Origin of the sequence: Paracoccus sp. NSM (genome assembly GCF_052379855.1) — a bacterium.
GTDB lineage: Bacteria > Pseudomonadota > Alphaproteobacteria > Rhodobacterales > Rhodobacteraceae > Paracoccus.
The window spans coordinates 154078-176646 of the sequence record NZ_JBQTCG010000005.1 but is presented as its reverse complement, the minus strand read 5'-3'; the positions used below and the strand labels follow the sequence as shown (position 1 = coordinate 176646).

Sequence of the window (22569 nt, the reverse complement as noted above, 5' to 3'; positions counted from 1 at the left end):
CTGTCGCCTTGGCCGGGCGTCACCCGGCTGGTTACGCAGCCGGACACGGGATCACTTGTCCTGCGAGACGTCCCGGATGGTCGGAACGATCTGGTCGCCCCAGGCACCAGCGCCGTTGTGATGGCGCGAGACGCGGACCAGCTCGACCGAGATGCCCTCGGCGACGGCGCGCTGGACGGCTTCGTTCATGCGGTGGACGGCATCGGCGACTCGGTGGATCGCGCGGGTCTGGGCGTCGGTCTCGGGGCGTTCGATGCGCTGGAAGTCGGTGCTCTCGTTCATGATATCCTCCCTGATTGAACGATGGTTCTGGTCGTCCCCGGCCCGTCGCGCGGGCCGGGGCATTCGTTCAGCAGCCGATCACTCGGCGGCGAACTGGTTCATGGTGTTGGCGTGGCCGCCCGCCTTCAGGGCGCGCTCGCCTGCGACCATCTCCTTGAAGGTGTCGCCCAGGTCCGAGCCGACCTCGTGCTGGTGCTTGACCGCCGAGATGCCGCGACGGATCTCTTCGCGCTGCACGGTGGCGACATAGGCCAGCATCTTGTCCTCGCCGAAGTAACCGCGCGACAGCTCGTCCACCGATTTCGCGGTCAGGTGGAAGGTCGGCAGCGTGATCAGGTTGTGGAACACGCCCGCACGGGTCGAGATGTCGGTCTGGAAGCGGCGCAGACGGGCATCGGCCTCGCGGCCCAGGTCGGTCTGGTCGAAATCGGCCTTCATCAGCTCGTTCCCGGCCGGATAGTCGGTCTCGCTGATCTTGCCTTCGGCGATCCACTGGTCGCGGACCTGTTTGCGCAGGTTCAGCGTCCAGTTGAAGCTGGGCGAGTTGTTGTAGGTCAGCTTGGCGTTCGGGACGACCTTGCGGATGTCGTTCACCATGCCGGCGATCTCGTCCACGTTCGGGGTGTCGGTCTCGATCCACAGCAGATCGGCGCCGCCCTGGGTCAGCGAGGCGATGCAATCCTCGACCACGCGGTCACGGCCCGAACCATCCTGGAAGGGGAACAGCCCGTTGGGCAGGCGCGCCGGGCGCACGAACTGGCCGTTCTGGAACAGCGCAAGCTCGCCGTCCTTCATCGGGTTCGCGTCGGTGATCGGCTCGGTCTTGAGCCACTTGATGTATTCGGCGGCCAGATCGCCGGGCTGCTGGCTGACCGGAACCTTCTGGGTCAGGCCCGCGCCCAGGCTGTCGGTGCGGGCGACGATCACGCCCTCGTCCACGCCCAGTTCCTCGAAGGCCAGACGGCAGGCGCGCAGCTTTTCGATGAAGTCTTCCCGCGGGACCGTGACCTTGCCGTCCTGGTGGCCGCATTGTTTGGCGTCGGACACCTGGTTCTCGATCTGAAGGCAGCAGGCGCCGGCCTTGATCAGTTCCTTGGCCAGCAGATAGGTGGCGTGCTCGTTGCCGAAGCCCGCGTCGATATCCGCGATGATCGGAACGACATGGGTCTCGAAGTTGTCGATCGCCTCGATCGCGGCCTTCTCGGCGGCGGCGTCACCGGCGGCGCGGGCGGCTTTCAGGTCCTTGAACAGGTCGTTGATCGCGACCTCATCGGCCTGACGCAGCGAGGTGTAGATCTCCTGGATCAGGTCGGCGACAGCGGTCTTTTCATGCATCGACTGGTCCGGCAGGTGGCCCCAACGGTTGCGAAGACCCGCGACCATCCAGCCCGACAGATAGACATAGGCGCGCTTGGTGGTGCCGCGCAGGCGCTTGACCGACTTGATCATCTGCTGCGCGTGGAAGCCCGACCAGCAGCCAAGCGACTGCGTGGACAGCGACGGATCGGCGTCATAGGCCGCCATGTCCTCGCGCATGACCTTTGCCATGGCGCGGGCCACGTCCAGATGCGTGTCAAACGTGTTCTGCAGCTTCAGCTGGACGATATCGTCCACGGTGACGCCGCCGGGCGTCTGACCCGAGGGGTAACGGGCCTGCGCTTCGGCGCGCAGTTCGGCGTAGGTCTTGCGGTTTGCCATGTGATCCTCATTCAGGCAGATGTGACAGGGGGTTCGGCGCCCCGATGCGGGGGCCGTCCTGCCAGATGGTTGTTCATGCGAAGCGAGATGCCGCGCGGCGGCGGCTCAGATGACCACGCGTGGTGGCCTGTGGCAGGCTGTCGTCATCCGGTCCTCCTCTGGGCGTTTGCAGCGATCTGCGATTCCCTGATGTCAGATTAGTAATGTAACGCTGCAAATGCATTATCCGTTTGAAATTAACGGGTGCGTTTGTCAGTTTTGTCATATACTGACAGCCGCAAGTGTAGGTCTGTCACATGACGGAAGGACGGCTGATGGCGAAGCGCAGCGCGAAACTGATGATCGGGCGCAGGCTCAAGGTGCTGCGCAAGTCGCTTGGGCTGACGCAGGCGCAGCTGGCCGACCAGCTTGATGTCTCGGCCAGCTACATCACCCTGATCGAGGCCGACCAGAGACCCGCCTCGGCCAACCTGCTGCTGCGGCTGGCGCAGGTCTATGACATGAACATCTCGGAACTGGCGCCCGAGGTCGATGCCCAGCTGACCGCCGATTTCGAGGCCGCGCTGAAAGACCCCGCGATGGAGCTGTCCGGCCTGCCCCATTCCGAGATCGAGGCGGTGCTGCAAGCCTCGCCCCGGATCGCCGCCGGGATCGTCAGGATGCACGGCAAGCTGACCGAACAGCGGATGCGCGACCAGGTGGACGAGAACCCCTTTACCGACCGCGCCAAGGTCGAGGCCATAGGCCAGGTCAGCCGCCCCGACGAGCGCGTGCGCGACTGGCTGTACGAGACCGACAATTACGTCGATGTGGTGGACCGCGCCGCCGAAAGGCTGGCCGTGGACATGGCGCTGCACCGCGAGGAACCGCATCTGGCCCTGACCGAGCGCATGTCCCGCCACGGCATCCGCGTCCGCATCCTGCCCGCCGAGGTGATGGGCGGCGCGCTGCGCCGCTATGATCCGCACCGCAAGGAATTGATGCTGTCCGAGCTTCTGGCGCAGGCCAGCCGCCGCTTCCAGATCGGCGTGCTGATCGCGCGGCTGGAATACGAGGCGCTGATCGAGGATCAGATCGACGCGGCGGGCTTCAAGGATGCCGATACGCGCAGTCTGGCCCGGGTCAGTCTGGCGAACTACTTTTCCGCCGCGCTTCAGATGCCCTATGCCCGCTTTCTGGCCGCCTGCGAGCAGGAACGCTATGACGTCGAACTGATCAGCCACCGCTTCGGCGCCAGTTTCGAACAGACTGCGCACCGGATGGCGACGCTGCAACGCCCCGATGCGCGTGGCATTCCGTTCTTCTTCGTGCGGATCGACCGGGCGGGGAATGTCTCGAAACGCTTCAGCGCGGGGCGGTTTCCGTTCTCGCGCTTTGGCGGCACCTGCCCCTTGTGGAACATCCACGCCGCCTTCGAGGCGCCGGGACAGGTCCAGACCCAGATCATCCGCATGCCCGAGGGCGCCAGCTACTTCTCCATCGCGCGCACGGTCACGCGGGCGGGCGGCACGCACAGCACGCCCGCGCAGCGGTTGGCCATCGGGCTGGGCTGCGACGTGTCCTATGCCGCGCGGCTGGTCTATTCCGACCGGATCAATCTGGAACGGACCGGCCCGACCGATATCGGCCTGAACTGCTATCTCTGCGAGCGGCAGAATTGCGGATCGCGCGCGCAGCCGCCGATCAACCGGCGTCTGGCCATCAATGAACGCGAACGCAGCCTGGCGCTGTTCCGGTTCGAGGGCGAGGAACCGCCCCTGACCCGCTAGGCTGAGGCGGCGGCGACGAAATCGCGGATCAGCGCGGCATCCTTGACGCCCGGCGCCGATTCGACCCCCGAACTGACATCGACGACGGGCGCGCGGGTCAGGCGCACGGCCTCGGCGACATTGGCCGGGGTCAGCCCGCCCGCCAGCATCCAGGGCCGCAGCCAGCGCCGCCCCTGCAACAGCCGCCAGTCAAAGGACAGCCCGTTCCCGCCCGGCAGCGCCGCATCAGGCGCGGGCTTGGCATCGACCAGCAGCATATCAGCGACCAGCCCGTAATTGGTCAGCTGCGGCAGATCATCGGCCGAGGCGATGCCAACGGCCTTCATCACCGGCAGCCCGGTCAGCGCCCGCAGGGCGGCGACACGCTCGGGCGTCTCGTGGCCGTGAAGCTGGATGATGTCCAGCGGCGCCTCGGCCAAGGTCGCCTCGATCATGGCATCGTCCGGGTCAACGAACAGCCCCACCCGCGCAACGCCCACCGGCACATCCGCCGTCAGCGCGGCGGCTTGGGCGGGCGTCACCGCGCGGGGGGATTTCGGAAAGAAGACGAGGCCCAGATAGCGCGCCCCGGCCTGAACCGCCGCCGTCACATGCGCGGGCTGCGACAGGCCGCAGATCTTGACATCGGCCATCAGCGCGGCGCGGGCAGTTGCGCACCGGGCGTGGCGGCTGCGGGCGCGGGCGCGGGCGCGTCGAGGATCGCCAGAACGTCATCCTTGGGGGCGGCATGACGCTGGCGCAGATGGCCCAGTTCGGCCTCCAGCCGGTCGACCTGCGCCTGACGCTGGCGCGCCTCGCGGCGGATATGCGCCTCGCGCAGCCATTCCCAGACCAGCCCGGCCAGCATGCCAAGCGCGAAGGCGCCCAGGATCACCAGGAACAGCGGCAGTTGCAACGACCAGTCACCGCCAAGATATTGCCCGAAATTCGCGGGAAACAGCGACAGCGTGACCGCGCCGCGATTGGCAAGGGCCACCGCGACCAGCACAAGGGCAAGGGCCACGACAAACAGAAGTCGAAGATAGCGCATCCAGTTCTCCCACGGGCAGGCATCCGCCAGGGCGGACGCCCTGTATGTAAGCCTCTCAGGCCTCGCCGTTCAACCGGTCGCGCAGCAATTTGCCGGTCTTGAAGAAGGGAACGTGCTTTTCCTCGACCTCGACCGAATCGCCGGTGCGCGGGTTGCGGCCCGTGCGGGCATCGCGCTTCTTGACCGAGAAGGCTCCGAAACCGCGCAATTCGACCCGGTCGCCGCGTGCCATCGCATCGATGATCTCTTCGAAGACGGTGTTCACGATCCGCTCGACATCGCGGCGGAACAGATGCGGGTTTTCGTCGGCGATCTTCTGGATCAGCTCGGATCGGATCATGCTTGCCCCCTTGATGCGAAGATTGCGGCCTTCGCCGCTGGCCAAGATCAACGCGCGACAGAAGTCACTTGTTTCATAGCGTTGCCAGCTTTGGCGAAAGGGTGCAAGCGGCTTGCCCTGGTGGCGCGGGGCTTTCGGCAAGAAAAGGCCCGCCCTGCCATCTGGCGGGGCGGGCCGGATCGTCACGGCGAACCGATCAGTTGCGGTTCAGCGCGGCGCCCAGGATGTCGCCGAGCGAGGCGCCCGAATCCGAGCTGCCATACTGGTCGATCGCTTCCTTCTCTTCGGCGATCTCGCGGGCCTTGATCGACAGGCCCAGACGGCGGGTCTTGGTGTCGATGTTGGTCACGCGGGCATCGACCTTGTCGCCGACCTGGAAGCGCTCGGGGCGCTGGTCCTGACGGTCGCGGGCCAGATCGCTGCGGCGGATGAAGGACTTGACGCCGTTATACTCGACCTCGACGCCGCCTTCCTCGATCGCGGTGACCTCGACGGTCACGACCGAGCCACGCTTCACGCCGTCAACGGCTTCGGCCATGTGCTCGTTTTCCAGCGCCTTGATCGACAGGCTGATGCGCTCTTTCTCGACATCCACGTCCTGCACGACGGCCTTGACGACGTCGCCCTTGCGGAAGTCCTGGATCGCGTCCTCGCCGCGGGCATCCCACGAGATGTCCGACAGGTGAACCATGCCGTCGATATCGCCTTCGAGGCCGACGAACAGACCGAATTCGGTGATGTTCTTGACTTCGCCTTCGATGACGGTGCCCGAGGGATGCGTTTCCGCAAAGACTTCCCACGGGTTGCGCATGGTCTGCTTGAGGCCGAGCGACACGCGGCGCTTCGCCTCGTCGATTTCCAGAACCATCACGTCAACCTCTTGCGAGGTGGACACGATCTTGCCCGGATGGACGTTCTTCTTGGTCCAGCTCATTTCCGAGACGTGGACCAGACCCTCGACACCGGCTTCCAGTTCGACGAAGGCGCCGTAATCGGTGATGTTGGTCACGCGGCCCTGATGGACCGAGCCGATCGGGAACTTGTCGCCGACGGTATCCCACGGATCGGCCTGAAGCTGCTTCATGCCCAGGCTGATGCGGTGGCTGTCCTTGTTGATCTTGATGACCTGGACCTTGACGGTCTCGCCGATCGCCAGGATCTCGGACGGGTGGTTGACGCGGCGCCAGGCCATGTCGGTGACGTGCAGCAGGCCGTCAACACCACCCAGATCGACGAAGGCGCCGTATTCGGTGATGTTCTTGACGACGCCGTTGATCGCCTGGCCTTCGGACAGGTTGGCGATGACTTCGGCGCGCTGCTCGGCGCGGCTTTCCTCCAGGATGGCGCGGCGCGACACGACGATATTGCCGCGGCGGCGATCCATCTTGAGGATCTGGAAGGGCTGCTTCAGACCCATCAGCGGGCCGGCATCGCGCACGGGGCGCACGTCAACCTGCGAACCGGGCAGGAAGGCCACGGCACCGCCCAGATCGACGGTGAAGCCGCCCTTGACGCGACCGAAGATGGCGCCTTCGACGCGCTCTTCCTTCTCGTAGGCTTTTTCCAGACGGTCCCAGGCTTCCTCGCGGCGGGCCTTCTCGCGCGAGATGCTGGCCTCGCCACGGGCGTTCTCGACGCGGTCCAGATAGACCTCGACCTCGTCGCCGACCTTGATGCTGGGCTCTTCGCCGGGATTTGCGAATTCCTTCAGATCGACGCGGCCTTCCATCTTGTAGCCGACATCGATGATGGCCTGACCCGCCTCGATGGCGATGACGCGGCCTTTGACAACGCTGCCCTCATCGGGGGTGTCAATTTCGAGGCTTTCGTTCAGGAGGGCCTCGAATTCCTCCATGGTCGCTTTAGCGCACATGCGTATGCAGTATCCTTTATCACGGTTTTCCGGCCTGACGGTTGGCTCCGCCGGTCTTTATGGCGCCATCATGGCAACGACAAAGGGTCGGCGCAGAACGCCCGACCCGGTGAAAAGCGGCCTGTTATGGCCATGTCGCCTTGTGACTGGGCCTGCCTATAGGCCCCTTTGCGGCGAATTTCAACGCGAAAAGCGTCAGATCAGCGCCGCCGCCGCCCGGGCCGAGGGTTTCAGTCCCTCGCCCCCCGCCGCGACATGGGCGGCCAGACGGGCGCGCATGTCGGGTTCCCAGAAATCGCGCAGATGGGCTGCGATCTTCTCGGCGGCCTCTCCGGGCTGGGTGTCGAAGAAGGTGGCGATCTGGTTGGCCATGCGGACCAGCTTGTCAGGCGACATCGAAACCTCCGGCGATCCTGTCGGGACGGGTGAAAAGGTCAAAGCCCTCGCCACGGGCAAAGGCGGCAAGGGTGATGCCCGCGCCATCGGCCAGCCTGCGTGCATGGGCGGTAGGGGCCGAGACCGCGATCAGCACGGCGCAGCCCGCAATCGCGCATTTCTGCACCATTTCGACCGAGACGCGGCTGGTCAGCACAAAGGCGCCCTGCCCCGCATCGATCCCCTGCCGCGCCATCGCGCCGATCAGCTTGTCCAGCGCGTTGTGGCGCCCGACATCCTCGCGCGCAAGCACTACGCCCTGACCGGGCAGCAGAAAGCCCGCCGCATGGACCGAGCGCGTGATGTCGTGAAGCGGCTGCCAACGGCGCAGATCCTCGGTCGCGCGGGCGACCTGGGATGCGTCCAGCGCCGGGCCGACCGCACCCAGATCGGGCAGCGCGCGGGCCGCCTCGGCCAGGCTGTCGATCCCGCAGAGCCCGCAGCCCACCGGCCCCGCCATGAAGCGGCGCCGCGCGGCCAGCGCCTCGGCCCTGTCGCCGGCAAGCCACATCTGCGCCTCGATGCCCTGCGGGTGGTCCATGATCTCGAGCCGCTCGATCTGGTCGGGATGGGTCACAAGCCCCTCGGTCAGCGAGAAGCCCACCGCGAAATCGTGCAGATCGGCGGGGCTGGCCATCATCACCGCCTGCGTCGAGCCGCCATAGACCATCGCCACGGCCGTCTCTTCGGCCAGATCGCGCGTCACGGCGCGAAAGGCGCCCCGGGCGTGATGCAGGCCGCCCACACGCCGCACAGCCTGCGCCAGCGCCGGGGGCGGCGCGGGGCGGTCGGTCTGGGGCAGCGTGCGGGTCATCATGGCGTCCTCATTCGGCGGCGGGCAGGATGCGGCGCGCGCGCTCGGTCTCGGCGGCATAACGCTCCTGCCAGTCGGAAGGTCCGTTCGAGGGGCTGACCTGCACCGCCGTCACCTTGTATTCGGGGCAATTCGTCGCCCAGTCCGAGAAGTCGGTCGTGACCACATTGGCCTGCGTGGCCGGGTGGTGGAAGGTCGTATAGACCACCCCCGGCGACACGCGGTCGGTCAGCGTCACCCGCAGCGTCGTCTCGCCCGACCGGCTGGCAAGGCGCACCCAGGCGCCTTCGGTCACGCCGCGCGTCTCGGCGTCATGGGGGTGCATCTCCAGCAGGTCCTCGGGGTGCCAAACGGTGTTGTCGGTCCGCCGGGTCTGGGCGCCGACATTGTATTGCGACAGGATCCGCCCAGTCGTCAGCAGCAGCGGATAGCGCGGGCCGGTGCGTTCGTCGGTGGGGATGTATTCCGTGATCATGAAATGACCCCGCCCGCCCTGGAACCCTTCGATATGCATCAGGGGCGTGCCCTCGGGCGCGGCCTCGTTGCAGGGCCATTGCACGGAACCCAGCGTTTCCAGACGCTCGTAGCTGACACCTGCGAAGCTGGGGGTGGTGGCCGCGATCTCGTCCATGATCTGGCTTGGGTGGGTGTAATGCCAGAGCGGCCGCCCCTCGGCCTGCAGCATCGCATTGGCCAGCATCTGCGTGACCTGCCAATCCTCATAGCCGTTGCGAGGCGCCATCACGCGGCGCACCCGGTTGATGCGCCGCTCGGCATTGGTGAAGGTGCCGTCCTTTTCCAGGAAGGACGAGCCGGGCAGGAAGACATGCGCGTAATTCGCCGTCTCGTTCAGGAACAGGTCATGGACGATGACGCAATCCATCGCCTTGAGGCCCGCCGCGACATGCGCCGTGTCGGGGTCCGATTGCAGGATGTCCTCGCCCTGGCAATAGAGGCCGCGAAAACGCCCCTCGACCGCGGCATCCAGCATGTTGGGGATGCGCAGGCCCGGCTCGGGGTCGATCTCGACGCCCCATGCGGCCTCGAAGATCGCCCGCACGTCGGGCAGTTTCACATGGCGGTAGCCCGGCAGTTCATGCGGGAAAGACCCCATGTCGCAGGCGCCCTGCACGTTGTTCTGGCCGCGCAGCGGGTTCACGCCCACGCCCGGCCGCCCGATATTGCCGGTCAGCATGGCAAGGTTCGCAATCGCCATGACCGTGGTCGAGCCCTGCGAATGCTCGGTCACGCCCAGGCCGTAATAGATCGCGCCGTTGCCGCCCTTGGCGAAAAGCCGCGCGGCGGCCCGCAGATCGGCCGCGGGAACGCCGGTCAGCAGCGCAGTCGCCTCGGGGGCGTGGCGAGGGTCGCTGATGAATTCGGCGTAGTGCTGGAACTCGTCCCAGTCGCAGCGGGTGCGGATGAAATCCTCATCCATCAGCCCCTCGGTCACGATCACATGCGCCATGGCGCTGACCACGGCGACATTGGTGCCGGGGCGCAGGGGCAGGTGATGCGCGGCCTCGACATGCGCGCTGCGGACGATATCGGTGCGGCGCGGGTCCACGACGATCAGCTTCGCACCCTGACGCAGACGTTTCTTCAGGCGGCTGGCAAAGACCGGGTGCCCGTCGGTCGGGTTGGCGCCGATGATCAGCACCACGTCGCTTTGTTCGACGCTGTCGAAATCCTGCGTGCCGGCCGAGGTGCCGAAGGTCTTGCCCAGCCCGTAACCCGTGGGCGAATGGCAGACGCGGGCGCAGGTATCGGTGTTGTTGTTGCCGAAGACCGCGCGGGTCAGCTTCTGGACGAGGTAGGTCTCTTCGTTCGTGCAGCGGCTTGAGGTGATCACCCCGACAGACCGCCGCCCGTGCTGTTCCTGGATCGCGCGCATGCGGGTGGCGGCGAAGGTCAGCGCCTCGTCCCATTCGACCTCGCGCCAGGGGTCCTCGATCCGCTCGCGGATCATCGGACGCAAGATGCGGTCCTTGTGGGCGGCATAGCCATAGGCGAAGCGGCCCTTGACGCAGCTATGGCCGCGGTTCGCCTTGCCGTGCTTCCACGGGACCATGCGGACCAGCTGGTCGCCGTTCATCTCGGCCTTGAAGCTGCAACCGACCCCGCAATAGGCGCAGGTCGTGATGACCGACCGCGTGGGTGTGCCCAGTTCCGCCACGGATTTCTCTTGCAGGGTCGCGGTCGGGCAGGCCTGTACGCAGGCACCGCAGCTGACGCAATCGCTGGCCAGAAAATCATCCGCGCCTGCGCCCGCCTTGACGCGGCTGTCAAAGCCACGCCCCTCGATGGTCAGCGCGAATGTGCCCTGCACCTCTTCGCAGGCGCGCACGCAGCGAGAGCAGACGATGCACTTGCTGGGGTCATAGCTGAAGTAAGGGTTGCTGTCGTCCTTGGGGATGTATTGCGGATTGCCGGGGCCCGATTGCAGCTTGGCCTCGGACTGGCTGCGCGCGCCGATGCCCTTGGGGTCGAAATGGTTGGCGCCGGGCGTATAGCGGACGTCGCGCAGACCGACCTGCCCTGCCGCGTCCTGCAATTCGCAATCGCCGTTCGCCGCACAGGTCAGGCAGTCCAGCGGGTGGTCGCTGATATAAAGCTCCATCACGCCCCGGCGGATGCGGCGGACCTTTTCGGACTGGGTGCGCACGACCATGCCCTCGGCCACGGGCGTGGTGCAGGAGGCAGGCGTGCCGCGCCGCCCCTCGATCTCGACGACGCAGAGGCGGCACGAGCCGAAGGCTTCCAGATTGTCGCTGGCGCAGAGCTTCGGGACGCTGATCCCCGCCAGAAACGCGGCGCGCATGACCGAGGTGCCCTCGGGGACCGTCACCGCGACCCCGTCCACACTCAGCGTGACGGGCGCGCCGTGGCGGGCCGGGGTGCCGAGGTCGCGGTCGTCGGTGATGTCCTCGCCGGGGCGATGGGTGGGGATGATGAAATCCTTCATTCCGCTGCCTCTTTCTGGGTCGCGAAGTCATCGGGGAACTGCGTCAGCGCCGACATGACCGGATAGGGGGTGAAGCCGCCAAGCGCGCAGAGAGAGCCGTCCTTCATCGTCTCGCAAAGGTCGGTCAGCAGCGGGATGGCGCTGGCATCCCCGGCGGCGATCCGGTCGATGGTTTCCACGCCGCGCACCGCGCCGATCCGGCAGGGGGTGCATTTGCCGCAGGACTCAACAGCGCAGAACTCCATCGCGAAGCGCGCCATCGCCAGCATGTCGGCGCTGTCGTCGAAGACCACCAGACCCGCATGGCCGATGAGCCCGCCCGCCGCGTCGAAATCCTCGTAGCCAAGGGGTGTGTCGAACTTGGCGGGCGGCATATAGGCACCAAGGGGGCCGCCCACCTGAACCGCCTTGACCGGGCGCCCGGTCGCCGTGCCGCCCGCGATGTCATTGACCACCTCGCCCAGAGAGAGGCCAAAGGCGGTCTCGAACAGGCCGCCCCGCGCGACGTTTCCGGCGATCTGCAGGGTCACCGTGCCGCGCGACCGACCGAGGCCGAAATCGGCGTAGGCTTGCGCGCCCTTCTCGAAGATCACCGGCACCGTGGCCAGCGAGATCACGTTGTTCACCACCGTCGGCTTGCCCAGAAACCCCTCAAGCGCGGGCAGCGGCGGCTTGGCGCGGACCGTGCCGCGCTTGCCCTCGAGGCTGTTCAGAAGGCTGGTTTCCTCGCCGCAGACATAGGCGCCCGCGCCCTTGCGGATCTCCATGTCGAAGGCCCGGCCCGAACCCAGAACGTCAGGCCCCAGCAGGCCGTGGCGGCGGGCGATCCGGACCGCCTCGGACATGACGCGGATCGCGTCGGGGTATTCGCTGCGCAGATAGACATAGCCGCGCGTCGCGCCAACGCCGAGGCCCGCGATCACCATGCCCTCGATCAGGGTGAAGGGGTCGCCCTCCATGATCATGCGGTCGGCGAAGGTGCCGCTGTCGCCCTCATCGGCGTTGCAGATGATGTATTTCTGGTCGGCTGCTGCGTTCGCAACGGTCTGCCACTTGATGCCGGTCGGAAAGCCCGCGCCGCCGCGTCCGCGCAAGCCGCTGGCGGTGACTTCGGCCACGATCTCTGCGCTGTCCATCGCGATGGCGCGGCGCAGGCCCGAAAGACCGCCATGCGCCTGATAATCGTCAAGATCCAACGGGTCGATCACACCGCAGCGGGCAAAGGTCAGCCGGGTCTGGCGGGCGAAGAAGGGGATGTCCTGGACCGGGCCGTGACAAGGGAAGGTGCCGTCCAGCAGCGACGCCGCATCGCCCGGCGCGACGGGGCCGTAAGCCAGCCGCTGCCCGTCGCGTTCGATCTCGATCAGGGGTTCCAGCCAGATCATCCCGCGCGATCCATTGCGGATGATCTGCACATCCAGCCCGCGCGCCGCCGCTTCGCGGGACAGGGCCTGAGCGACCGCATCGGCGCCAAGCGCCTTGGCTGCGCTGTCCATGGGGACGAAGATCTTCATTGCCGCACCTCGCGGGTCAGCCGCTCGGCCGTGACCCGGCCGATCACGCGGTCGTCGATCATCGCGGCAGGCGCGCAGGCGCAGAGGCCGAGGCAATAGACAGGCTCGACCGTGACCGCGCCATCGGCGGTCGTGCCGTGCCAGTCCACGCCCAGCCGGGCCAGCGTCTCGGCCGCGACCCCTGCCCCGCCCATCGCCTGACAGGCCTCGGCCCGACAGATCTTGAGAACCTGCCGACCGGCGGGATGGTCGCGGAAATCGTGATAGAAACTGATCACGCCATGCACTTCTGCCCGGCCCAGATTGAGCAGCTCGGCCAGAACCGGCACGGCATGCGGGGGGACATGGCCGAACGTCTCCTGCAAGGCATGCAGCATCGGCAGAAGCGGGCCCTCCAGCCCGCAGAGGGGGGCCGCGATCTGCCGGATCTCTTCGGCAGAGGGTTGCGGTGCAGAGGAAGCTGGCATGGATTCGTGCATGGCTGGCCTTTCATCAGGCCTCTATTTGCGCTTGTGAGCGATGCGAAATCAATATCGACTTTCCGTCAGTCGATAGGGTTTTTCGATCGATCAGAGCCGCCGCGCCTCGGCCGTCAGCGCCGACAGGACCGGGGTCTGAGGCTCGCGCCATGGCGCGATCAGGCCGACCGCATGGCCCCCGCCCCCGGTCAGCGGCACCTGCGCCAGATCCTTGTCCTGGGCGAGGAAGTCCGCGATGCCCTGCGGCAGGATCGTGATCCAGCCGCCCTCCAGCACATGGGCGACGAGGATGACGGTCGAGTTGGATTCCACCCGCGCCTCGGCCGCGACGCCCGCCTGAGAAAGCATCCGGTCAAGGATGCGCCGGTTCTGCATGTCGGGCGACAGGAGGCAAAGCCGCTGCCCCTCGAGCGCGGACCAGGCCAGCGAGGGCTGGCCCGCCAGCGGATGGTCGTTGCGCGCAAGGACCACGTAGCGTTCATCGTAAAGCGGCACGCTGCTGACGCGGCCAAGGGGTTCGTTGTCGAGATAGGTGATCCCCGCATCCACATCGAGATCGTCCAGCATCTTGAGGATCTCGACGGAACTGCGCGACAGGATGGTGAAGCCGACATTCGGGTGCAGGGCGCCGAACCGGGCCGAAAGGCGCGCGGCCCAGGTCAGGGCCGTCGGGATGACCGCCAGCCGCAGCCGCCCCGACAGGCCGTGGCGGGTGGCGCGCATCTCGTCGCGCAATTGCCGGGCATCGCCCACGATGCGGCGCGCCCAGACCAGCGCGGCCTGACCTTCGGGCGTGAGACCGCCGTAACGCGAGCCGCGGAAGATCAAGAGGACACCGAGCGTTTCCTCGAGCTGCTTGATCCCGGCCGAGAGCGTCGGCTGGGTGATGCCAAGCGAGGCTGCGGCGCGGCCGAAATGGCCCTCCTTGGCGGTGGCGAGGAACATTTCCAGCTTGTCGATCATGGCGGCCCCTTTTGCCCATGAAGCGCGGGTGGGGCCTTGAGGTCAAGCGGGCGCGCGCGGGGATGGCGGCAGGGGGACTGTCTGCCCCCCTGCACCCCCCGAGGATATTTGCACCAAGGCAAAGCCAGGTGCCGGGTGCGGTGTCAGACCGGGACGGCCAGGACCGCGAGGCAGTCACCCATCTGCACGAGGCCCGGAAAGTGGCGCGCGGCGATCAGGCCGGGGCGCTGCGCGGTCACGGTCTCGGGTGTCCCGCCGGTGCGGTCGGCGGGCCAGATGCGGGCCAGGGGCTGGCCTTCGGACACTGTCTCGCCCAGATCCGCGAGCGGCTGGACGAGACCGTCGCGGGGGGCGAAGTGGAAGCAGGCATCGTCGGGCATGTCGAGCATCTGCGAGGGTTCGGGATGTTCGACCGCGCCCGCCAGGATGCCCGCATGGCGCAGCACGTTCAGCGCACCACGATGGGCGATGCGGCACGAGGCCGCCGTCGCCGTGCCGCCGCCGCCGAGTTCCGTCGTGACGAAGGTCTTGCCTTTGGCCTCGACCGCGGTGTCGAACATGCCGACCGCGTCGATTTCGCGCATCATCATCGAGAAAGGTGCCCCGAAGGCCCGCATCGCGGCCACGCAGGCCTCTTGCTGGGCGGCGTCATCGAGGTAATGCGCCGCCGCATAGGGCAGGAAATCCAGCGTCTTGCCGCCCGAATGGTAGTCCAGCACGATGTCTGCCATCGGGAGCAATACGCTGTCGAAGTAATGCGCGATCTTCTGCGTCACCGTGCCGTCGGGGCGGCCCGGAAAGCAGCGGTTCATGTTCACCTGATCGATCGGGCTGACCCGCGTCCCCGCCCGGAAGGCCGGGTAGTTCAGGAAGGGCGCGATGATCACGCGCCCCGAGACTTCGTGGGGTTGCAGCTCGGATGCGAGCTGCTGAAGGGCGACGGGGCCTTCGTATTCGTCGCCGTGATTGCCGCCGGTCAGCAGCGCCGTCGGGCCGTCGCCATGGGCGATGACCGTGATCGGGATCATCACGCTGCCCCAGGCGCTGTCATTGCGCGAATGGGGCAGCCGCAGGAAGCCGTGATGCTTGCCGGGACCGTCCAGCGGGATGGTGGGGGTTATCGGGCTCATGCCTTCACCAGCATCCGGCGGGGGATGTTGCAGAAAAGCTCGGGCTCGGCCTCGGTGATGACGATGGATTCCGTGGTCTCGTAGCCCCAGCCCTCCATCCAGAGGCCGGTCATGAAGTGGAAGGTCATGCCCGGTTTCAGCTCGGTCCGGTCGCCACGGCGCAGCGACATGGTGCGTTCGCCCCAGTCGGGCGGGTAGCTGAGGCCGATCGGATAGCCGGTGCGGTTGTCCTTGACGATGCCGTAGCGGTCCAGCACCGTAAAGAAGGCATTGGCGATGTCCTCGCAGGTATTGCCCGCGCGGGCGGCGGAAAGGCCGGCCTCCATCCCCTCCAGCACGGCCTTTTCGGCGTCGAGCATCTCTTGCGGCGGCGTGCCGAGGAAGATCGTGCGCGACAGAGGCACGTGATAGCGTTGGTAGCAGCCCGCGATCTCGAAGAAGGTGCCTTCGTCGCGCTTCATCGGCTGGTCATCCCAGGTCAGGTGCGGCGCCGCCGCGTCCGGCCCCGAGGGCAACAGCGGCACGATGGCCGGATAATCGCCACCATGCTGGGACCATTCGTCGAAGCGCAGGCCCGCGTCATAGATCTCGGCCACAAGATCGCATTTGCGCATCCCCACCTCGACCCGGTCGGCGATGCGGCGGTGCATCCGCTCGACGATGCGGGCGGCCTTGCGCATGTATTCCAGTTCCTTGGGCGTCTTGACCGCGCGCTGCCAATTGACCAGCCCCGTAGCATCCAGGATCTGCGCCTCGGGCAGGCCGTCGCAGAGGCGCTGATGGGCGCGGGCGGTATACCAGTAATTGTCCATCTCGACGCCGATGAAGCCGCGATGCCAGCCCCGGTCGGCCAGCTGCGCCCAGAGGTAATCCATCGGGTGCCGTTCGACCGATTGGACGTAATGGTCGGGATAGCCGATGATGTGATCGTCCGTCATCCAGACGGTGCGCAGCGCGCCCTGCGCGTCCTGTCCACGCCCGAACCAGATGGGCGCGCCGGTCGGGCCGACGATGACGCATTGATGGACATAGAAGGACCAGCCGTCATAGCCGGTCAGCCAGGCCATGTTCGACGGGTCGCTGACGATCAGAAGATCCAGCCCCAGCTTTTCCATGCTGGCGCGGGTCTTTTTCAGCCGCTGCTCGTATTCCTCGGTCGAGAAGCGGTAGGGGGTCCTTTGCAGTTCAGGCATTCAAGTGGCTTTCGAAAACGCGGCAAGCGCGTGGGTGGCTATGGCTGTGTCCTGCACGCCGGTACCCGTCAGATCGCAGATCGTGATCTGATCGGGATGGGTTCGGCCGGGGCGCTGCCCGGCGATGATCTGGCCCAGTTCGGGATGGTCCCGATCGGGCTGGCCCGCCGCGATGGCCGCACGCAACTCGCCCATCAGGCGGGTCTGCGACAGGCGGTCCGCGACATAGAGATCGGCGCGGGCGAGGCAGGCGGGGTCAAGTTCGGTCTTGCCCGGCTGGTCGCTGCCCATCGCGGTGACGTGCTGGCCGGGGCGCAGCCAGTCGGCCATCACGATGGGCTGAGTGGCGGGCGTGGTCGTGACGATGATGTCGGCGAAGGCTGCGGCCTCGGCGGGGTCGGCGGTCGCGTGGACCGTCAGTCCGGGGCGGGTCAGGCTGGCGGCCAGCGCCTGCGCGCGGGCCGGGTCGCGCGCCCAGATCATGGCCTCGGCGATAGGCCGGACAAGGGTCAGCGCCTGCAACTGCAACCGCGCCTGAAGCCCTGCGCCGAAGATCGCGGCGCGGGTCGCATCAGGGCGGGCCAGCCAGCGTGCGGCCACGCCTCCGGCGGCGGCGGTGCGCAGGTCTGTCAGGTAGCCATTGTCCAGCAGCACCGCGCGCACCCGGCCCGTCTCGCTGTCCAGGACCACCATCAGCCCCGAGGTCGAGGGCAGGCCACGCGCCGGATTGTCGAAGAAACCGGGTGAGATCTTGACCGCAAAGCCCTGAAAACCGGGGATATAGGCGGTCTTGACGTCTACTTCGCCATTCACGTCCGGCAGGTGCATGGACAGGATCGGGGGCATGACCACGCCCCCCTCGGCCAGCCGGGCAAAGGCGGATTCGATCAGGTCGATCAGGGGCGCGTCCAGCGTCAGGCGGGCGCGCAGGTCGGGTTCAGTGAGGATCAGCGGGGTCATGCGGCCCTCAGGATGTCGGCATGGGTGGCGGGGTCGATATTCGCGCCCGAGACGATCAGGACCAGCGGTCCGGGGCCGCGCAGCCGCCCCGCCAGAACCGCGCCCGCGCCTACGGCGGCGGCGCCCTCGACCACGTGCCCCTCGAGCGCAAGGTGGCGGATGCCGGCGGCGATCTCGTCCTCGGTCAGCAGGATCAGGTCGTCCATCAGGTCGCGCACCATCGGGAATGTCAGCCGGTTTTGCAGCCCGATCCCGCCGCCCAGACTATCGGCCAGCGTCGGCAATTCGCGCACCTCGACCGGCTGGCCCGCCGCAAGGCTGGCGGCCATCGCGGCGCCGCGTTCCATGCTGATGCCGATGATGCGGATATCGGGACGCATCGCCTTGGCTGCCGCCGCGACGCCCGCCAGCAGACCGCCGCCGGACAAGGGCACGGCGATCGCCGCCGCCTCGGGGATCTGCTCGATGATCTCGAGGCCAAGCGTGCCCTGCCCTGCGATCACGTCGGGATGATCGAAGGGCGGGATCAGGGCGAAGCCCTCATCGGCCTCAAGGCGCTGCGCTTCCAGAAAGGCCTCGTCCTGGCTGCCGCCGATGATGCGCGCCTCGGCGCCCAGATCGCGGATGGCGCGGACCTTGTTGTCAGGCACCAGCGAGGACATGCAGATCACCGCCCGCATCCCCCGCGCCCGCGCCGCATGGGCCAGAGCGCGCCCATGATTGCCGGTCGAAGCCGTGGTGACGCCCGCCACATCGCCCAGCCGCGCGACCGCGTTCGTGGCGCCGCGCAGTTTGAAGGCGCCGGTCGTCTGCTGGTGTTCCAGCTTCAGAAGAACCGGGACGCCCGCAGCCTGGGTCAGCCCCTCGGACCGGGCGACGGGGGTGCGGAGCACCTGCCCCTCGATGCGCCTTGCGGCGTCGCGGATCGCCTCCAGCCCTACCATGTGCGCGCTCCGAACAGGGTGCCGGGGCCGGTTGCGGGGATGCGGGCCTCGTCCAGCATGGCCCAGAACAGCGCCTGATTGGCGGTCAGGACGGGCTTGCCCAGCCGCGCCTCCAGCACATCGATCAGGTCCAGCGCGGGCAAGGCCGTGCAGGACAGGAACAGCGCCTGAGCATCCGGGTGGTCGCTGGCCTCGGCCATCTCGACGATCTCGGCGGCGCCCAGCATGGCCATGTCGCGGTCGTCTTCGTGACCCATCGAGGAACGGCGCAGCACCTCGATCCCCGAGGCCTGGAAATGATCGCCGACCAGATCGGTCGTCGCCGCCAGATAGGGCGTCATCAGCGCCACCCGGCTGACGCCAAGCACGCGAAAGCCGCGCAGCGCCGCGCCTGCGGGCGTGGTGACGGGCGCACGGTCGCCGGTGAGCGGCCCGATCCGGTCGCCCAGCACCGCCGAGGCCGAGGTGCAGCCGAACCCTATCCCCTTCAGCGCCACGCCCGGCACCAGCAGATCGACCGCCGCCCGCAGGCGCGGACCGGTGGCCAGCAGGTTCTCGCGCGTGGTCGGGTTGTCGAACGCGATGCGCGTCACATGCAGGCGTGTGCCCTGCGGCATCAGGCGCGCGGCGTCGCCCTCGATGGTCAGGTCAGTGGCAAGAGCCACCAGCCCGAACCGGTGAAGATCATCGTCCCACATCGGGATTTTCCTTTCAGACGACCATGACGGGACAGGGCGCCAGCCCCGTCACCTTGTGACTGACCGAGCCCAGCAGATAGCCCTCGGTCGCGCCAAGACCGCGCGAGCCCAGAACGATCAGGTCACATTTCTTCTCGCGCGCGACGGCGACGATGGTCCGGGCGGGCTGGCCCGCGCGGATGAACGCGCTGACCTCGGCCACGCCCGCGTCGCGGACAAGGCTTTTGGCGTAATCGGCCGCGTCGCGGGCATGGCTGCGCATCGCGTCGTCCAGATGCCCCGGCTCGGATGCGCCGCGCACCATCGACAGCGACGCTTCCAGCATCGAATGGTGGCGATAGACGGTCAGCACCACGACCCGCGCGCCGCAAAGCTTCGCCAGTTCCGCCGCCTTGACCAACGCGCGTTCCGCCCCGGTCGAGCCGTCATAGGGAATGAGGATCCGCTCGAACATGGGCTTACCTGAAGGCGAGGTCGCGCAGGAACAGCGCGATCTGGGGGAAGAAGATCAGCAGGACCGACACGGTCAGCAGGATCAGGATAAAGGGCGGCGTGCCCTTCACCACCTCGGCATAGGGGCGCTTGAAGACGGCGATGGCGGTGAAGATGTCGCAGCCGAAGGGCGGCGTGGCGCTGCCGATGGCGACCTGCAGGGTGATGATCGTGCCGACCAGCACCGGGTCCAGCCCGGTGGCCTGCACGACCGGCGCGAAGATCGGCACCAGGATCAGGATCACCACGATCGGATCGACGAACATGCAGCCGATGAAGAACGCGATCGAGATGGTGAACAGCACCCCGTAAGGCCCCATCCCGTCGATACCGATGCCGCCCAGCACCGCCTGCGGGATCTGCGCGAAGCTGATGATGTAGCTGAAGGCCGCCCCCGCACCGACCAGGATGAAAACGACCGCCGTGATAAGCCCGGTCGATTTCGCCGTCGCGTAAAGCTGTTTCGGCGTCATCTCCCGAAAGACGATCATCTCGAGGAACAGCGCGTAAAGGACGCAGGCCGCCGCCGCCTCGGTCGGAGAGAAGATGCCGCCATAGATGCCGCCGATGATGATGACCGGAAAGCCCAGGGGCCACAGCGCGCGGCGCACGGCGCGGCCACGTTCGCGCCATGTCGCGGGCGGCTCGGTCGGGACGTTGTGGCGGACGGCGTAGATATAGGCGTAGACCGAGAACAGCAGCAGGATCAGCAGGCCCGGCCCCAGCCCCGCGATGAACAGCTCGGAAATCGACGTGCCCGAGACGACGCCATAGATGATCATCCCGATCGAGGGCGGGATCAGGAATGCGATGTCGGATGCGTTGATGATCAGCGCCAGCGTGAACTTGTCGCTGTAGCCCGCCTTCAGCAGGCGCGGGCGCAGGGGGCCCCCGACCGCCACCACCGTGGCCTGGGTCGAGCCCGAGACCGCGCCGAACATCGTGCAGGCCCCCGCGGTCGAGATCGCAAGCCCCCCCTTGATATGGCCCAGAAAGGCCATGACCAGATCGATCAGCCGCCCCGCCGACTGGCCGCGCGTCATGATGTCGGCGGCCAGGATGAACATCGGCACCGCGATCAGGCTGGCGGGCTGGATGCCAGCAACGACCTGCTGAACCAGCGTGGGCATCTGCCCCAGACTGTCGAAGATGCCGACGAAGCCCACGATCGCGCCGATGATCAGCGGCACCATCATCGGAAAGCCGATCAGCAGCAGGACGACCATGGTTCCCAGAATGGCAATGGTCATGGTCTAGACCTCTTCCTCGCGGTTGTCGTCGTAACCTTCCAGCGTGCCGGTTGACAGCCAGATGGCAGGGTCAATGAGGTTCTTGATCGCGGTCAGCGCGTATTGCAGCCCGGTCAGGAAGAAGCCCAGAGGCACCCAGACCAGGATCCACCAGTTCGGAATGCGCAGGGCGGGCATGATCCGCCCCCGCGCCGCCTGCGTGGCGACATATTGATAGGCATACCAGGCCAAACCCAGCAGCAGCGCCGCCGTGATGGCCGAGATCAGCACCATCGCCAGCTTGCGCGCGCGAAAGGGCAGCATGTCGAAGAAGGCCGACATGCGGATATGGCGCCCATGCCGCGCTGCATAAGAGATGCCCGCGAAGGTGATCAGGATGATCAGCGCCTGATTGAGCTCTTCGGACCAGTAGAGCGACTGGCCGAAGACATAGCGCCCGACGACATTGGCGCAGGTATTGGCCGCCATCGCCAGAACGCCAAGCGCCAGCAGCACCGATTCCAGCCGCGCGATGCCCTGATCCAGCCAGCCAAGGGGTCCCGGCAGCCCGGACCGATAGGCGCTGTCGTCGATATCGTCGGCCCCGACCGACGGCATCTCGGCCCCTGCCTCGAGGGCGGGAAGGTCAGAGGGCCGCTCGGCCGGGTCAGGAAGGGGGTTCGACATGCGGGCGATTCCGGCGCGAGATCTGGGCACCGACCGGCCCCGGGCGGGGCCGGTCGGCAGGGTGGTTTACTCGGCCGCAGCCTCAAGGTCGGCCTTCATCTGGTCCAGCACCTCCTGGGCGCGCGGGCCGCCGATCTCGAGGAATGTCTCCTCGACGGTGCCGGCGGTCTCGCGGAAGGGGGCGCGCTGTTCCTCGGTCAGGGTGGTGATGGTGATCGAGGGCTTGGCCTCGCGGATCTTGTCCAGCGATTCCTCGGTCAGGCCCTGCTGGTATTCGATGATGTGATCGAAGGCCGCTTCGGTCGCGTTGCGGATCAGGGTCTGGTCCTCTTCGGACAGGCCGTCGAAGAAGTCCTTGTTGGCCATCAGCGCGGTGGTGAAGTTGTTGTGACCAAGCCGCGTGATGTGGTCGGTCACTTCATACATCCGCGTGGATTCGATGAAGAAGGCGGGGTTTTCCTGCCCGTCGATGATGCCGGTCTGAAGCCCGCCATAAACCTCGCCCCAGGGCAGCGGCGTGGGCGTCGCGCCGAAGGCCTGATAGCTTGAAACCAGCAGCGGGTTCGTCATCACGCGGACCTTCACGTCGTTCAGGTCGGCGGGGCTGGTGACGGGGCGGTCGGTGGTCAGCATCACCTCGCCCTCGGGATACATGGTCAGAAGCTCAAGCCCCTGATCGGCGTAAAGCTCGGGGAAGATGCGGTTGATCGTCTCGGATTCGCGGAAGAAACGGACCAGCTGATCCTCGTCCTCGGGCAGCAGGTAGGGGACGAAGAAGACCTGCGCCTCGGGGATCAGCGCGCCGGTGAAGCCGGGCGACTGGTTCACGAATTGCAGGATGCCGGCCTGCGTCTGTTCCAGGATGTTGTCGGATTCGCCAAGCGTGCCAAAGGGGAACAGCTGGACCTCGTGGTCCGAATTGGCCTCGATCTCTTCCTTGAACTTCTGGGCGAAGACGCCCTGCACCTCGTCGAGGGCTTCTTCGAAGGCATAGCGCCAGGTGTCGGCCATGGCGGTTCCGGCACCGATGATCAGCGCCGCGGCGCTGGCGGCGGTCAGGGTCTTGAAGGTCAT

22 protein-coding genes are annotated in these 22569 nt (G+C 66.9%); 1 reads left to right on the top strand and 21 read right to left on the bottom strand.

From position 1 onward, the window contains the following. Window positions 1–51 precede the first annotated feature (51 nt). Both ACTZWU_RS10555 and ACTZWU_RS10550 read right to left on the bottom strand, forming a co-directional pair. Complete coding sequence (locus ACTZWU_RS10555; RefSeq protein ID WP_304615332.1) at window positions 52–282, bottom strand: SMc00767 family acetate metabolism repressor; 231 nt, start codon at window positions 280–282, stop codon at window positions 52–54. Window positions 283–360: 78 nt separating this feature from the next. After that, window positions 361–1980 (bottom strand): isocitrate lyase, encoded by a 1620-nt coding sequence (locus tag ACTZWU_RS10550; protein ID WP_444737313.1) that lies wholly within the window; start codon window positions 1978–1980, stop codon window positions 361–363. Between the two features lie 314 nt (window positions 1981–2294). Between ACTZWU_RS10550 and ACTZWU_RS10545 the strand changes: the two genes are divergently transcribed. Next, window positions 2295–3749, top strand: coding sequence for a helix-turn-helix domain-containing protein (locus tag ACTZWU_RS10545; RefSeq protein WP_444737312.1), 1455 nt, complete (start codon window positions 2295–2297; stop codon window positions 3747–3749). Here ACTZWU_RS10545 and ACTZWU_RS10540 read toward each other — a convergent pair. From ACTZWU_RS10540 to ACTZWU_RS10450, 19 genes are all read right to left on the bottom strand, one after another. Next, window positions 3746–4381 carry a phosphoribosylanthranilate isomerase gene (locus ACTZWU_RS10540; protein WP_444737311.1) on the bottom strand — a complete coding sequence of 212 codons (636 nt, stop codon included), beginning with the start codon at window positions 4379–4381 and terminating at the stop codon, window positions 3746–3748. The genes ACTZWU_RS10545 and ACTZWU_RS10540 overlap by 4 nt on opposite strands. Then, window positions 4381–4779 (bottom strand): LapA family protein, encoded by a 399-nt coding sequence (locus ACTZWU_RS10535; protein ID WP_444737310.1) that lies wholly within the window; start codon window positions 4777–4779, stop codon window positions 4381–4383. The genes ACTZWU_RS10540 and ACTZWU_RS10535 overlap by 1 nt, the downstream gene beginning before the upstream one ends. A 55-nt stretch (window positions 4780–4834) precedes the next feature. Continuing rightward, on the bottom strand, window positions 4835–5119 hold the full coding sequence (ihfB, locus tag ACTZWU_RS10530) for an integration host factor subunit beta (protein ID WP_304615327.1): 285 nt from the start codon (window positions 5117–5119) through the stop codon (window positions 4835–4837). A gap of 196 nt (window positions 5120–5315) precedes the next feature. Continuing rightward, the gene (rpsA, locus tag ACTZWU_RS10525) at window positions 5316–6992 is read right to left on the bottom strand and encodes a 30S ribosomal protein S1 (protein ID WP_444737309.1); all 1677 of its coding nucleotides are present in this window, start codon (window positions 6990–6992) and stop codon (window positions 5316–5318) included. Between the two features lie 195 nt (window positions 6993–7187). Beyond that, complete coding sequence (locus tag ACTZWU_RS10520) at window positions 7188–7388, bottom strand: formate dehydrogenase subunit delta (RefSeq protein ID WP_444737308.1); 201 nt, start codon at window positions 7386–7388, stop codon at window positions 7188–7190. Further along, window positions 7378–8241 (bottom strand): formate dehydrogenase accessory sulfurtransferase FdhD, encoded by an 864-nt coding sequence (fdhD, locus tag ACTZWU_RS10515; protein ID WP_444737366.1) that lies wholly within the window; start codon window positions 8239–8241, stop codon window positions 7378–7380. The genes ACTZWU_RS10520 and fdhD overlap by 11 nt, the downstream gene beginning before the upstream one ends. 10 nt (window positions 8242–8251) lie before the next feature. Beyond that, on the bottom strand, window positions 8252–11206 hold the full coding sequence (gene fdhF / locus ACTZWU_RS10510; protein WP_444737307.1) for a formate dehydrogenase subunit alpha: 2955 nt from the start codon (window positions 11204–11206) through the stop codon (window positions 8252–8254). Continuing rightward, window positions 11203–12720, bottom strand: a complete 1518-nt coding sequence (locus ACTZWU_RS10505; protein ID WP_444737306.1) for a formate dehydrogenase beta subunit — start codon at window positions 12718–12720, stop codon at window positions 11203–11205. Before ACTZWU_RS10505 ends, fdhF begins: the two co-directional genes overlap by 4 nt. Further along, a complete protein-coding gene (locus ACTZWU_RS10500; protein ID WP_444737305.1) occupies window positions 12717–13199 on the bottom strand; it encodes a formate dehydrogenase subunit gamma in 483 nt (160 codons plus the stop codon). The genes ACTZWU_RS10505 and ACTZWU_RS10500 overlap by 4 nt, the downstream gene beginning before the upstream one ends. A gap of 90 nt (window positions 13200–13289) precedes the next feature. Beyond that, window positions 13290–14162 carry a LysR family transcriptional regulator gene (locus ACTZWU_RS10495; RefSeq protein ID WP_444737304.1) on the bottom strand — a complete coding sequence of 291 codons (873 nt, stop codon included), beginning with the start codon at window positions 14160–14162 and terminating at the stop codon, window positions 13290–13292. A gap of 143 nt (window positions 14163–14305) precedes the next feature. Beyond that, the gene (gene doeB, locus ACTZWU_RS10490; protein WP_444737303.1) at window positions 14306–15292 is read right to left on the bottom strand and encodes a N(2)-acetyl-L-2,4-diaminobutanoate deacetylase DoeB; all 987 of its coding nucleotides are present in this window, start codon (window positions 15290–15292) and stop codon (window positions 14306–14308) included. Continuing rightward, window positions 15289–16485 carry an ectoine hydrolase DoeA gene (doeA, locus tag ACTZWU_RS10485; RefSeq protein WP_444737302.1) on the bottom strand — a complete coding sequence of 399 codons (1197 nt, stop codon included), beginning with the start codon at window positions 16483–16485 and terminating at the stop codon, window positions 15289–15291. The genes doeB and doeA overlap by 4 nt, the downstream gene beginning before the upstream one ends. Then, window positions 16486–17445: a cyclodeaminase gene (locus ACTZWU_RS10480; RefSeq protein ID WP_444737301.1), complete on the bottom strand. Its 960-nt coding sequence runs from the start codon at window positions 17443–17445 to the stop codon at window positions 16486–16488. Then, window positions 17442–18389 carry a hydroxyectoine utilization dehydratase EutB gene (gene eutB / locus ACTZWU_RS10475; RefSeq protein ID WP_444737300.1) on the bottom strand — a complete coding sequence of 316 codons (948 nt, stop codon included), beginning with the start codon at window positions 18387–18389 and terminating at the stop codon, window positions 17442–17444. The genes ACTZWU_RS10480 and eutB overlap by 4 nt, the downstream gene beginning before the upstream one ends. After that, a complete protein-coding gene (locus ACTZWU_RS10470) occupies window positions 18383–19087 on the bottom strand; it encodes a maleate cis-trans isomerase family protein (protein ID WP_444737299.1) in 705 nt (234 codons plus the stop codon). Before ACTZWU_RS10470 ends, eutB begins: the two co-directional genes overlap by 7 nt. 13 nt (window positions 19088–19100) lie before the next feature. Further along, complete coding sequence (locus ACTZWU_RS10465) at window positions 19101–19541, bottom strand: universal stress protein (protein ID WP_444737298.1); 441 nt, start codon at window positions 19539–19541, stop codon at window positions 19101–19103. A gap of 4 nt (window positions 19542–19545) precedes the next feature. Continuing rightward, window positions 19546–20829, bottom strand: a complete 1284-nt coding sequence (locus ACTZWU_RS10460; RefSeq protein WP_444737297.1) for a TRAP transporter large permease — start codon at window positions 20827–20829, stop codon at window positions 19546–19548. Between the two features lie 3 nt (window positions 20830–20832). Then, the gene (locus ACTZWU_RS10455; protein ID WP_444737296.1) at window positions 20833–21495 is read right to left on the bottom strand and encodes a TRAP transporter small permease; all 663 of its coding nucleotides are present in this window, start codon (window positions 21493–21495) and stop codon (window positions 20833–20835) included. 66 nt (window positions 21496–21561) lie between these two features. Further along, complete coding sequence (locus ACTZWU_RS10450; RefSeq protein WP_444737295.1) at window positions 21562–22569, bottom strand: TRAP transporter substrate-binding protein; 1008 nt, start codon at window positions 22567–22569, stop codon at window positions 21562–21564.

Excerpts from the sequence above, each read along its gene's own strand:
- ACTZWU_RS10555 (WP_304615332.1), bottom strand. The coding sequence starts at position 282 with ATGAACGAGAGCACCGACTTCCAGCGCATCGAACGCCCCGAGACCGAC.
- ACTZWU_RS10550 (WP_444737313.1), bottom strand. The coding sequence starts at position 1,980 with ATGGCAAACCGCAAGACCTACGCCGAACTGCGCGCCGAAGCGCAGGCC.
- ACTZWU_RS10545 (WP_444737312.1), top strand. The coding sequence starts at position 2,295 with ATGGCGAAGCGCAGCGCGAAACTGATGATCGGGCGCAGGCTCAAGGTG.
- ACTZWU_RS10540 (WP_444737311.1), bottom strand. The coding sequence starts at position 4,381 with ATGGCCGATGTCAAGATCTGCGGCCTGTCGCAGCCCGCGCATGTGACG.
- ACTZWU_RS10535 (WP_444737310.1), bottom strand. The coding sequence starts at position 4,779 with ATGCGCTATCTTCGACTTCTGTTTGTCGTGGCCCTTGCCCTTGTGCTG.
- ihfB (WP_304615327.1), bottom strand. The coding sequence starts at position 5,119 with ATGATCCGATCCGAGCTGATCCAGAAGATCGCCGACGAAAACCCGCAT.
- rpsA (WP_444737309.1), bottom strand. The coding sequence starts at position 6,992 with ATGTGCGCTAAAGCGACCATGGAGGAATTCGAGGCCCTCCTGAACGAA.
- ACTZWU_RS10520 (WP_444737308.1), bottom strand. The coding sequence starts at position 7,388 with ATGTCGCCTGACAAGCTGGTCCGCATGGCCAACCAGATCGCCACCTTC.
- fdhD (WP_444737366.1), bottom strand. The coding sequence starts at position 8,241 with ATGACCCGCACGCTGCCCCAGACCGACCGCCCCGCGCCGCCCCCGGCG.
- fdhF (WP_444737307.1), bottom strand. The coding sequence starts at position 11,206 with ATGAAGGATTTCATCATCCCCACCCATCGCCCCGGCGAGGACATCACC.
- ACTZWU_RS10505 (WP_444737306.1), bottom strand. The coding sequence starts at position 12,720 with ATGAAGATCTTCGTCCCCATGGACAGCGCAGCCAAGGCGCTTGGCGCC.
- ACTZWU_RS10500 (WP_444737305.1), bottom strand. The coding sequence starts at position 13,199 with ATGCACGAATCCATGCCAGCTTCCTCTGCACCGCAACCCTCTGCCGAA.
- ACTZWU_RS10495 (WP_444737304.1), bottom strand. The coding sequence starts at position 14,162 with ATGATCGACAAGCTGGAAATGTTCCTCGCCACCGCCAAGGAGGGCCAT.
- doeB (WP_444737303.1), bottom strand. The coding sequence starts at position 15,292 with ATGAGCCCGATAACCCCCACCATCCCGCTGGACGGTCCCGGCAAGCAT.
- doeA (WP_444737302.1), bottom strand. The coding sequence starts at position 16,485 with ATGCCTGAACTGCAAAGGACCCCCTACCGCTTCTCGACCGAGGAATAC.
- ACTZWU_RS10480 (WP_444737301.1), bottom strand. The coding sequence starts at position 17,445 with ATGACCCCGCTGATCCTCACTGAACCCGACCTGCGCGCCCGCCTGACG.
- eutB (WP_444737300.1), bottom strand. The coding sequence starts at position 18,389 with ATGGTAGGGCTGGAGGCGATCCGCGACGCCGCAAGGCGCATCGAGGGG.
- ACTZWU_RS10470 (WP_444737299.1), bottom strand. The coding sequence starts at position 19,087 with ATGTGGGACGATGATCTTCACCGGTTCGGGCTGGTGGCTCTTGCCACT.
- ACTZWU_RS10465 (WP_444737298.1), bottom strand. The coding sequence starts at position 19,541 with ATGTTCGAGCGGATCCTCATTCCCTATGACGGCTCGACCGGGGCGGAA.
- ACTZWU_RS10460 (WP_444737297.1), bottom strand. The coding sequence starts at position 20,829 with ATGACCATTGCCATTCTGGGAACCATGGTCGTCCTGCTGCTGATCGGC.
- ACTZWU_RS10455 (WP_444737296.1), bottom strand. The coding sequence starts at position 21,495 with ATGTCGAACCCCCTTCCTGACCCGGCCGAGCGGCCCTCTGACCTTCCC.
- ACTZWU_RS10450 (WP_444737295.1), bottom strand. The coding sequence starts at position 22,569 with ATGACCTTCAAGACCCTGACCGCCGCCAGCGCCGCGGCGCTGATCATC.